9 protein-coding genes are annotated in these 11,077 nt (G+C 47.8%); 2 read left to right on the top strand and 7 right to left on the bottom strand.

Going from position 1 to position 11,077, the window contains the following annotated elements; translation table 11 throughout:
• Positions 1-13: 13 nt before the first annotated feature.
• Both L6H98_RS07845 and L6H98_RS07840 read right to left on the bottom strand, forming a co-directional pair.
• Positions 14-892, bottom strand: a complete 879-nt coding sequence (locus L6H98_RS07845; RefSeq protein ID WP_236414113.1) for a carbohydrate ABC transporter permease — start codon at positions 890-892, stop codon at positions 14-16.
• Positions 893-907: 15 nt separating this feature from the next.
• Complete coding sequence (locus tag L6H98_RS07840; RefSeq protein WP_236414365.1) at positions 908-1,792, bottom strand: ABC transporter permease subunit; 885 nt, start codon at positions 1,790-1,792, stop codon at positions 908-910.
• 211 nt (positions 1,793-2,003) lie between these two features.
• Between L6H98_RS07840 and L6H98_RS07835 the strand changes: the two genes are divergently transcribed.
• Complete coding sequence (locus L6H98_RS07835) at positions 2,004-3,713, top strand: histidine kinase (protein ID WP_236414112.1); 1,710 nt, start codon at positions 2,004-2,006, stop codon at positions 3,711-3,713.
• Between the two features lie 9 nt (positions 3,714-3,722).
• Positions 3,723-5,363: a response regulator gene (locus L6H98_RS07830; protein ID WP_236414111.1), complete on the top strand. Its 1,641-nt coding sequence runs from the start codon at positions 3,723-3,725 to the stop codon at positions 5,361-5,363.
• 216 nt (positions 5,364-5,579) lie between these two features.
• On the opposite strand, the gene L6H98_RS07825 is transcribed toward L6H98_RS07830, so the two are convergent.
• The 5 genes from L6H98_RS07825 to L6H98_RS07805 all read right to left on the bottom strand — a co-directional run bounded on the left by L6H98_RS07825 (position 5,580) and on the right by L6H98_RS07805 (position 10,940).
• The gene (locus L6H98_RS07825) at positions 5,580-7,268 is read right to left on the bottom strand and encodes an extracellular solute-binding protein (RefSeq protein WP_236414110.1); all 1,689 of its coding nucleotides are present in this window, start codon (positions 7,266-7,268) and stop codon (positions 5,580-5,582) included.
• A gap of 307 nt (positions 7,269-7,575) precedes the next feature.
• On the bottom strand, positions 7,576-8,289 hold the full coding sequence (locus L6H98_RS07820) for a glycoside hydrolase family 16 protein (protein WP_236414109.1): 714 nt from the start codon (positions 8,287-8,289) through the stop codon (positions 7,576-7,578).
• Between the two features lie 192 nt (positions 8,290-8,481).
• Positions 8,482-9,321: an SUMF1/EgtB/PvdO family nonheme iron enzyme gene (locus tag L6H98_RS07815; protein ID WP_236414107.1), complete on the bottom strand. Its 840-nt coding sequence runs from the start codon at positions 9,319-9,321 to the stop codon at positions 8,482-8,484.
• A 119-nt stretch (positions 9,322-9,440) separates the two neighbouring features.
• The gene (locus tag L6H98_RS07810) at positions 9,441-10,076 is read right to left on the bottom strand and encodes a glycoside hydrolase family 11 protein (protein WP_236414105.1); all 636 of its coding nucleotides are present in this window, start codon (positions 10,074-10,076) and stop codon (positions 9,441-9,443) included.
• A 96-nt stretch (positions 10,077-10,172) separates the two neighbouring features.
• Positions 10,173-10,940, bottom strand: a complete 768-nt coding sequence (locus L6H98_RS07805) for an alpha/beta hydrolase-fold protein (protein WP_236414104.1) — start codon at positions 10,938-10,940, stop codon at positions 10,173-10,175.
• Positions 10,941-11,077: the final 137 nt, after the last annotated feature.

The following is an 11,077-nucleotide window of genomic DNA, read 5'->3' as shown; positions in this document are numbered from 1 at the left end:
ATGCAGGGCAGTGCTATTCCTTCACTGCCCCGATGACGATGCCTTTTACGAAAAAGCGTTGCAAAAATGGATAGATCACCAGAATGGGCAGTGCCCCGATAAAGATCTGAGCGGCCCGAACCGTACGCTGGGAAACGTTCTCCAGCATGGACGGGTCTACATTGATTTTGCTGAGATCCTGCTGCACAATGATCGTCTGAAGCAGCGAAGCAAGCGGATAATTTTTAACGTCCGACATATAGATCATGCCGTCAAACCAGGAGTTCCATTGACCTACCATGGTGAAAAGTGACAGCGTGGCAATGGCCGGAAGAGACAGCGGCACGTAGACCAGCGCCAGCGTTTTGATATGACCTGCACCATCCAGATAGGCAGCTTCCTCCAGTTCCTTGGGCAGGCCCCGGAAGAAGTTCATCATCAGGATGACATTCCACACAGACAGTGCTCCCGGCAGAACCAGCGCCCAAATGGTATCCATCAGACCAAGTTTTTGAATCAGGATATAACTTGGAATCAGGCCGCCGCTGAACAAAATGGTAAATACGAAGAACCATGTGTAGATCGAACGGCCCCTAAAGTTGATATCCTCCTTCGATAACGGAAATGCCGTAATCAGCATGATCACCATACCGAGGATGGTAGCGATGACGGTCCGTTTCACCGAGACCCAGAGGGAGTCAATAAAGTTCGAATTGCCAAACGTCTTTACGTAGGCGTCCGTCGTAAAGCCGACCGGCCAGAAGCTGACCAGATTCGAAGAGGCTGGAGCCATGCTGCTGAACGAAACGGCCAAAATATGAATGATAGGCAATATGCAGAGCAGCGATAATACGCCGAGAAAAATATAATTGGCAACGCTGAATATTCGATATCCTTTTGTTTTGTAATACAAGCCCTATTCTCCTCTCTAGAACACGCGATAGTTAGCCAGTTTGTAAGCGAGTCGGTATGAGATAACGATCAGAATGGTCGCAACCACGGATTTGAACAAACCTACCGCTGTGGCAAAACTCATCTTGCCGTTCAAGATACCGAGTCGATATACGAAAGTATCGATAATGTCTCCTTTGTCGTAAACGAGCGGATTGTACAGGTTGAATACCTGATCGAATCCTGCATTCAGAATGTTTCCGATGGAGAGTGTCATAAGTACGATCGTAATTGGCATCAGCGCAGGGATGGTGATGTGCAGCGTCTGCTTGAACCGGTTGGCTCCATCCACTTCGGCCGCTTCGTACAACGCCGGATTGATGCCCGAGAGAGAAGCCAGAAATACGATCGTGCCGAAACCAAATTCCTTCCAGACATCACTGACAATCAGTGTTATGCGAAACCACGTTCCATCCCCCAGGAAAAATATGGGGTCCCCGCCCAGCGCAACGATAAGTTTGTTCACCATGCCTCCTTGCGGAGACAGGATATCCAGCAAAATTCCGCCGAGAATGACCCATGAGAGAAAGTGCGGCAGATATACGAGCGTTTGGCTGACCCTTTTAAAAGCGACCAAGCGAACCTCGTTTAACAAGATGGCGAACAAAAATGGAGCGATCAGCCCTGCAATGATTTTGAAAAAAGCAATCACCAGGGTGTTCCAGATCACTTGCCCAACATCCGGATACAAGAACAAATATTTGAAATTATCCCAACCAACCCATTTGGATTCAGTAAATCCCAAGTAAGGCTTGAAATCCTGAAAAGCGATGACGATGCCGCCCATTGGTATGTACTGAAAAATGATCGCCAGCAAAACAGCCGGTACAAGCATCATATGCAAGGACCAGTTTCGCCGCATATTCCAGCGTTTTTTCGTCTTGGCGGCACGCCGTTTATGCGGCGTTTCCAACGTATGTTCCTTCACCCCAACATCCCCCATGTTCTAAATTTTGTATTTTACAAGTCCGCATGAACTTGTATATTAAAATTATAGCAACGGCCATTTGCGATCTATATCCTAATATTGCAACAACGATAACAATATTTAAATGAGTTGAGGAGGTTGAACGTTGTTCGCCCGTCTGAATGTCTTTACCAAAATCACCCTGCTGTTCATCGTATTGCTGGTACTGGTGCTGTTTCTGTACACGTACTCGAACAGGGAGAGCGTACGCGTGATCGAACATGAAATCCAGAATAATTCGATGAATCATCTATCGACTTTTGCCGATTCGGTAGAATCCAATATTTACCAATTGTCTCTTTACGGCATGTCCATTGGCCAGGATTCCAGCATTCAGGAATACCAGCGTCCGGACTATAAAGATAACCCTTATGAACGTGTCAAGGTAGGCAGCGCCATTCTTGAAAAGTTGAACCTGTACAATGCGGCCAGCAAATGGCATTCAACGATTACGTTGTATTTTCCGCGTTTGCAAAAAGTCATCTCGACGGATTATTATGCTTCTATTCCGTACCGGGAAAACGAATTCACGAAACCGCTCTCGAAATCATGGACGTATGCGCTTAACCAGTTTGAATGGTACACCACGGACCCGACCACAGCGAGCATCAAACCGGACAAAGCCAGATTAATCACAAAGATCAGCTTCCCTGTTCGTCATTTGACGGCGATGCTGGATCAGAACAAGTTAAATAACAAGGGCGATCCCTTCATGTTTCATCCAGAACTCGGCCTGATCAGCAACAGCAGCGGCAATGACACCTTGAAAGCGGTTCAAAGCAAACTGCGGGAGATGGACTTGCAAGGCAAAGGCGGCTTTACTACCAACCTGGATCATACCGAATACTATGTTTCCTATATTCAATCCGGCAGCCTGGGATGGTATTATGTCGATTATGTTCCCATGCAGCAAATTCTGAGACCGATTACGAGCAGCCGCAATCTCTTTTTTGCTTCCATCACGGTACTGATCGCCATGAGCGTTGTTGTGTTGTATGTCTTGTACCGGAGCGTTCAACTCCCGCTTCTTCAACTGGTGAAAGGTACGAATCGCTTGTCGACCGGGGACTTTTCCGTTCGTTTGCAGCATTCGTCACGGAACGAGTTCAGTCTGCTGTTTGCACGATTTAACATCATGGCCCAGCGCATTCAGGAATTGATCGAGAATGTGTACGAGGAGCAGCTGAGAAGACGCGAAGCTACGCTGAAGCAATTGCAGTCGCAGATTAATCCGCATTTTCTTTATAACTGCCTCTTCTACATCAAAAACATGGCCAGGATGAAAAACGAAAAAGCCGTGGTCGCCATGGCTCTGAATCTGGGTGAGTATTATCGATACATAACAAGGTCGGAGAAGGATCAAGCCACGGTCAAGGAAGAACTGACAATGGTCAAAAATTATTTGGAAATCCAGTCGTTGAGACTGGAACGGATGCATTTTACGATCGACGTACCTGATGATATTTTGGACAAAACCGTTCCAAGACTCACGCTTCAGCCTATCGTAGAGAACGCTATCATTCATGGCATTGAGCCTCGATCCGAGGACGGCCATATTACCATTTTTGCAGATTGCAAGGATGACAAGTACAAGATTACCGTTGAAGACAGCGGACTTGGCATGACGGATGAACAGCTGAATCAATTGAAGAGCAATCTGTTGAAACCACTGGATGAACATATGGGTTGCGGCACCTGGAACGTTCATCAACGTTTGTACTTTTTGTATGGTGACGGGGCCGGACTACATTATGAACATTCGCCAACCGGCGGCGTTAAAGTAAGCATCACATGGAACGACAATATCAAAGAGTAGGTGATACGCATGTTACAGATTTTATTGGTTGACGATGAAAAATCGGTCGTGGAAACGTTAGCCGAAACGATTCCATGGGAGAGCTGCGGAATCGGCACGGTTCACGAAGCCTTGTCCGGCGCGGTAGCGCTTGAAATCATGGAAAATCACGATATTGATATCGTTATTACAGACATTCGCATGCCGGAGATGTCCGGCATTGCGCTGATTTCAGCCATTCACGAACGCTGGCCGCATGTGCAGACCGTTCTTTTATCGGGATATGCCGATTTTGAATATGCCAAACAGGCGATGGCGCTGGAAAGTTTCGACTATTTGCTCAAGCCTGTTAGTGATGAAGACCTGATCGAGACCGTGCAGCGACTCGTGGACCGGATCAAGCAAAAATGGGAAACTGCTGCGTCATATCAACGTGCCTTGCATGCTTTTCAGGAGAACCTGCCTCTATTGCAATCGACCATGCTTCATGAACTCCTCACAGGCAAAACCTATTCTCCGCAAGCCCTGTCGGACAAGCTTGAATTGCTGGAGCTGCCCTACTCGATCGGTGAAGAACTGGGCATGCTGGTGATCCGTATGGAGGAGCATTTATCCGAGATGGGCCAGCATGATCTTTCTCTAATGGAATACGCGATATGCAATATCATCAGTGAAGTGATGCAGCATCATTTTCATATCTGGCACACACGGGATGTCCACGATTATCTTGTTGTACTGGCCAGCGTTAAACACGGCGCATCAACAGGGTTGACCAAGGATGAGAAACCGCAAGCCCTGCTGGAGCAGTATGCAGCCCAGATTCAAACGAATGTACAGCTCTACTTGAAAGGCGCCATCTCCATCTCGGTCTCCCATTGGGGCAAGTTTCCTTACGAGATCGGTGAAATTTACGAGGGAGCCGTACGTTCCATGCGCAAGCGGATGGGTCAGGTACGAGGCCTGTTCGTTACGGCTTCGGATGATCCGGATGTGCATCCGGTGCCGGCGATCCGTTCCTTGTACAAACCGCCTACGCTGATCAGTTTGCTGGAAGCCGGACGTTTTGACGAAGTGGAGCAGAAAATCGAGGTAATCTTTGATGAACTGCTGCATTCAGGCGAGCATCATGACATTGCGGAAACGACCATCGAAGTGTATCATGCCTTGGCGGGGGCGTTTGCTTACATCATTCACAAGAACGGCAAACAGATCTCTTCCGTGCTTCCTGCCGAAACGTATCGATACTTTCATGCACCGAGTTATGCCACCGCGCAGCAGCTGAAAGACTGGTCCATCCGGACGCTTCATTCGATCAGTGAGGATGCGGAACAAGAGCTGAAGGACAATCACAGCACGATCGTGCGCAGTGTCAAAAGCTTTGTAGACCATCACCTCGCTGGTGACGTTTCCTTGCCCGCTATAGCAGAGCATGTTCACCTTCATCCGGTGTATTTGTCCAAGGTATACAAGGCAGAGACAGGAGAAGCTCTTACCGCCTATGTGTATCGGTTGCGTATGGAAAAAGCAGCGTATTACCTGCGTTCATCCAGTGCAAAAGTATTTGAGATTGCCGAGCTTGTCGGGTACAACAATACCGCCTATTTTATCCGGGTGTTCAAAAAATTCTATGACGTGACCCCGCAAGAGTACAGGGAGAATCTGCCCGTGTGATACAACGCGGAATCCAAAGGCTGGCTGTTCGATTGCCCGAACCTAGAGATGTGAGACGCGCTTGTTCCAACGCCCGTACAGCCAAAAGGCATTGCCGGAATGATCTCCGACAATGCCTTTTCAATTTCGTTTGCTTCTTGGTCCAGTTGTTCACACGACTTAGTCTATTCATACGAACAAGACTGCTCATGCAGCTGTTGTAATTAATCTTTCGCTTTATTTTCCGCTTGTTACGGATTGATACCACTCGTTTACTTCCTGCGTAATCTGATCCCCGCCGGAAGATTTCCACTTCTCGACAAAGCCGTCAAACGCGTCTACCGGAGCTTTGCCATAAACGATCTGCGAGAACAAATCCTTCTCCATCTTCGACAGAATATCGTTGTTCATTTGCATCGTCATGGTTGGAGCGCCTGTGAACATTTGGTTATAGACGATATCTTTTTGATCCATAACAATTTTGGCTGCTGCAAGCATCGGTTCCGGCACGCCGGATTTCATTTTTTTCTCGAAAGGCGTTGTTGCTTCTTCCCCGCTTGCAAGCTTCGCGAGTGTGGTCATGCTCAGACTTGGAATCCGTGCACCGTCAAATGTCAACGTGTACTTCTCAGGCAAATAACCGCCGGTCGCACCGGCATCTGTAGAAGGTTTGCCGTCAACCATAGCCCAGTCATATCCTTCAGCGAAGCCGTGTTCGAATTCATCGCCTTCTGTTGGATTCGCATAGTGGTCAAAGAGATAGTTCTGGTAGGTGAAGAAGGCTTCCGGGTTCTTCATGTCCTTGTTAATCAGGATCACGCCATTACCGTTCGATGTACCACGTCTGCCTGCTTTGCCGTCTGGTCCGGCCGGAATGGGATAAGCTTTGTATTCAGCTTCCGGATTATTTTTCTTCACATCCTCCAGCGGCCATGACGGCATCCAGTGAGGTCCTACAACAATGCCTGCTTTACCTGCCGTAAATTCTTCCGCAGCTTTGGTCTCGTCATAAACGCCCGCTTCTTCCGGGATATACCCTTTGCTCATCCAGTCCTGCAATGTGGCAAGAGCCTGTTTTGCACCAGGTGTGACGGAGCCATATTCAAGCTTGCCATCTGCATTCAGGTTCCATTGATTCGGCATCGTGCCATACGCTCCGAAAATCCAGCCTGCATCAGACATCCAGGTGTTCAACCAATTTTTGAATCCGATCGTCAGACCATACGTATCTTTTTTGCCGTTTCCATCCGGATCTTTGTTTGTAAACGTTTCCATGATTACTTCAAGATCACTTAATGTTTCCGGTGCTTTCAGATTGAATTTTTTCATCCAGTCTTCCCGAATCCACATCACCGGATCTCCGTTATAGGCATAGTCGAGAATCGGAATGCCGATTCGTTTGCCGTCCTGCATGTACGGGTACCATACGGAAGGATCTTCATTAACGGCTGCTTTCCACGTATCACTCGCATATTGATCAAACAATTCGCCAGCATCTGCAAATTTGCCAGTTTCGATCAACTCGCGCACCAGATTGAACTCCCCGCGATACGAGATAATGTCTGGCATCTCCGCATTGGAAGCAAGCGAGAGGCGCAGCTTGGTTTCGAATGCATTATTGGTGGACGGTGAAACCCACTGATTTTTCAATTCAATGCCGAGCTTGTCTTTTGCCCATTTGGTGTGTACGTTGTTGTCCTGGTCCTCACCTGATTTGAACTTCACATCCGGACCCCATGGCCGCAAATACGTGATGCTGACAGGCGGATCATATTTACCATCCTTCATCTCCAGTGCAGCACTTGGTGTGCTCGACGCAGCTTCTTTACTCTGTCCACTGCTGCCGCACCCGCTGAGTACAGCGGAAAGCGCGAACACTCCGGCGAGCGCCAAACTGCCTATTTTTCTTTTTTTGCTCATGTCCAACCTTTGTTCCCCCTGTCTATGTAGTAATGTTGTTTACAGAGTCCATCATAATGAATGATCCGTATGTATGCCCATACTAATATTACAACATTTATTGCATTAATTTAGGATATTGGAAAATGGATATGAATGTTGTATTAGTGCAATGTTCCTTGTAAAAATGCAAAAAAACAGCCGTTTTTTCGTTTAATCATCTGTATTTTTCGCTTCCGGACTCCCTTTTTTATGCAATTAAAAAGAGGGAAAGCGGAGAGCATACCTCTCCACTTTCCCTTTCATGATTTTACTTTATTGTGCTTTGGCCATTTTAGTTGCTTGTATACTTCACCCAGTCGTATTCGGCATACAGCGGATTGGCTCCATTGTACGGTCCAAGCCAGTGATCCACGCCAGTTCCGTTCCACAGGTTCATCATAATTTTACCCGGCGTCTTCGGAATGTTCGTTGTGGCCGTATGTTTCAGAACACCGTCGACATACCACTTGATATAACCGGGCTGCCAGTCGAATGCATACGTATGAAAGCCTTGGGACGCATCAAAGCCCAGATTGATGATTTTTTCATGACCGCCGACGCCGTTCGTGTAATAATTGAATTGCACTTTCGTCGTGTCTTTTCCCAAAAATTCAATATCAATCTCATCCCACTGCGTCCCGTCCGCAGGCCCTGTATAGGTGAAGAAGGAAGACACGACTCCCGTATTTTTGGCAGGCTTCATGCTCACCTCGTACAGACCATACCCATGTTTGTTGGTTGTTCGGTATTCCCCGCAATCGAATTTGTTGTATGCAGAACTTGTCAAACCCAGCCTCAGTTTGCCGTCACTCGTAAAATTAACATTATTCGCCCTCCAGGTGCAGTTAAACATCGAACCATTGGAATAACCATCAGCCTTTTGCCATGTGCTCGGGTTGTGGTACGTTAGCGGCTCCCAAAATACATACCCCGCGAAAGCGCTTACTGAAAATAATAATGAAACCACTCCCGAAACCATTAACGCAACCCATGTCTTTCTTTTCATCATACACCTCCATTCAAATTCACCCACTTAATTTAAAGCGCTTACATGGGTGTTGTCCCCATTTTATACACTTCTCCTTATTCGAACTATAACAAACTTGAAAGAACAGATATTCATTTTTAAAGATGATTGGTTCAAAATGATCTTTTTAGTTTCAAAGGAAAGAACCCTTCTCTATTGAAGGGACCCCCTTTATTTTCCTCGTACAACCCTCAAACCCTGATCGGGCCCTAAGCCATTAGCATCGAATTTGCCTGGAAAAGAGATCTCCAAATTGTTCATCCCGCTGACCCAGCCTCCGCCCTTGGTTACTCGCCAAGTATTCTCCGGGCTTTCCGGGTGGCTGTGCCATTCCCAGCACCATTCTCTTACATTGCCGGACATATCATGAATGCCCAACTCATTGGCCTTCTGTGTACCGACAGGTTTCGTTTGTGTGCGGTTGTTCTCAATGACCGGCCAGCTCCATTCTCCGGTTAACGGCTTGTCCCCCGCATTCATCCAGTACCAGGCCACTTCATCAGCATTGTTGCTGCCGCTATACGTATAATTCTTGCTTTTCTGCCCTCCGCTTGCAGCATATTCCCACTCCGCCGCTGTAGGCAGGCGATAGCCGTTTGATCCTTCGTTGATGGTAACGGTCCATTTCAGGTTATCATATTCATTTTTATTATTTGGATCGGTTGTATTCTTATCAATTGTATAATAAGGTTTCAAACCTTCTTTGATGCTGCGCTTGTTGCAATATTCCACCGCGTCATACCAGCTTACCCTCTCAACCGGCCGGTCTTCTCCTTTGAAGCCGGACGGGTTATTGTCCATGACCTCCATCCATTGCTTCTGAGTCACTTCGGTTTTCCCGATATAGAAATCAGACAGGGTAACGTCCTTGCCGCTATAAGCGGACTTACTGCTCTTAAACGTACCACCCTCAACCAGAATAAGATCATCACTCACCGTGGAGCCGGCGGTTGAACAAGCACTCAAAGCAGCAACAGCTAGAATTGAAAGCAATATCATCCACTTTCCCATTCAACGACCTCCTTCGAAACTGAAGCTGAGAGCAAGACAGATCGTGGACCTGTCCTGCCTAGGTTCAGTTCAGGAATTCAGGATACGCCTGCTTCCGATTGCCTTCACAAGGAAAACGATTACCAGACGGTTACGTTTGAGCTTCCGCTACTTTGATATCCTTCGGTTGCCATAACCTGATAAGACCAGCTGCTGCCCAAGTACATGCCTTTGCTTGCCCATGCATTCACGTGATTGCTGAACGTGATCGTGGAGTTGACTCCGATGGGACGTTTGGACTGTCTGACACTCCAGTATTGCGGGAACGTTTGATAGCCGTCAATCGAAGGAGCATTGTATCTCATCGTGGTATAGATGTCATACGTGCCGCCATCGCTGTTTACGGTGCCTTTATACGTACCTGTCGGACGGTATGTTCCCCAGTTATCTACCACGTAGTACTCGATCAGCGAATTTCGGGTCCAGCCATAAAAAGTCAGGTATCCGTTACCCGAAGGTGAGAATACACCAGCGTTATAATTTACTACACGATTAGGCGTCCCGTACGTCCAGCCTTTACCCACAACGAAATTCCCCGTATTCTGCCAGGTTACGCTGTAGTTTCCGCCTGAACCGTTCACGGCATTGACCGTACCTCCACCATCTGTCCAGTTTTGCCAATAATCCGTCGCGGCTCCGGAAGTTGCGGCGAAGACACCAAAGCTCATGGAAGCTGCAAGAACAACGGTCATCAATTTTTTCCCAAATTTAAACATATCGGAATACCTCCTGATATTTTTGATGGATTCTGAATTAACATCGTCACAGCAACCTTTACGGACTTCTTTGAACGAGTGATTGAATGCGGGCAATCATTTGAAAAGGCGTTTCGAAAACAGATACAGATCGTTCTTCCACACCGGCCAGTCATGCCCTCCGCTCTCTTCATACCAAATGTGAGGTACTTCTTGCTGCTCCAGGTATTGATGTACGCCGATGCTGATCCGGATGAGATTGTCCTGATCGCCGCAGGAAAGCCATAACAACGAGAGCAGCGAAGACGCTTTGGCCGGATCGGGCACGAGCAGCTCCGGGGCTTTGGTATTCGGAGCTGCCGAAAAGGCGCCGACCCAAGCAAAATGGTCAAGATGGCTGAGTCCGATGTTCAAGGACTGTCCACCCCCCATGGACAAGCCGGCGATTGCCCTGTTTTCCCTGGCTGTGCTTGTAGGATAACTGGACTCGATATAAGGGATAAGGTCATGAAGCAGATCGGATTCAAACCGTTCGAAAGCTCTTATTTTCTCGGGATCAAAAAGGTCTCCCTCCGCGCGATCATTAGGCATGGCGCGGCCGTTGGGAAATACCACAATCATCGGTTCAAGCAGACTGTCGTTGTAGAGATTGTCGAGAATGGTCTGTGGAGCGCCATGGTTGTGCCACTCCGTCTCGTCCCCGCCTATCCCGTGCAGCAGATAAAGGACAGGGTACGTAAGTGCCGAAGAAAATCCTGGCGGCTTGTACACCAATGCTTTACGTACATTGCCGACCGTTGCGGAGTCATACTCCACCGTCTCGACCACGCCGCGCGGTATGTTATCGCGGTATTGGTCAAATCCTTCAGGTGCCGAAGTTATCATGTACAGTGCTCCCTTCAAGGCTTGCGTTCTTCGATCGAACAGCTTTACAATGACAACATTATTCCTTCTCCCTCTGAATTTCGCTTGCAGCAGATCCCCGGTTTCCAGCTACTCCCCTGCATCGCCAAGCACGTTAC

It is taken from the genome of Paenibacillus sp. JJ-223 (genome assembly GCF_927798175.1).
GTDB classification, from domain to species: domain Bacteria; phylum Bacillota; class Bacilli; order Paenibacillales; family Paenibacillaceae; genus Paenibacillus; species Paenibacillus hubeiensis.
This window is presented reverse-complemented; position numbering and strand designations above follow the sequence as displayed.

Excerpts from the sequence above, each read along its gene's own strand:
- L6H98_RS07840 (WP_236414365.1), bottom strand. The coding sequence starts at position 1,792 with ATGCGGCGAAACTGGTCCTTGCATATGATGCTTGTACCGGCTGTTTTG.
- L6H98_RS07830 (WP_236414111.1), top strand. The coding sequence starts at position 3,723 with ATGTTACAGATTTTATTGGTTGACGATGAAAAATCGGTCGTGGAAACG.
- L6H98_RS07820 (WP_236414109.1), bottom strand. The coding sequence starts at position 8,289 with ATGAAAAGAAAGACATGGGTTGCGTTAATGGTTTCGGGAGTGGTTTCA.
- L6H98_RS07815 (WP_236414107.1), bottom strand. The coding sequence starts at position 9,321 with ATGGGAAAGTGGATGATATTGCTTTCAATTCTAGCTGTTGCTGCTTTG.
- L6H98_RS07810 (WP_236414105.1), bottom strand. The coding sequence starts at position 10,076 with ATGTTTAAATTTGGGAAAAAATTGATGACCGTTGTTCTTGCAGCTTCC.
- L6H98_RS07805 (WP_236414104.1), bottom strand. The coding sequence starts at position 10,940 with ATGATAACTTCGGCACCTGAAGGATTTGACCAATACCGCGATAACATA.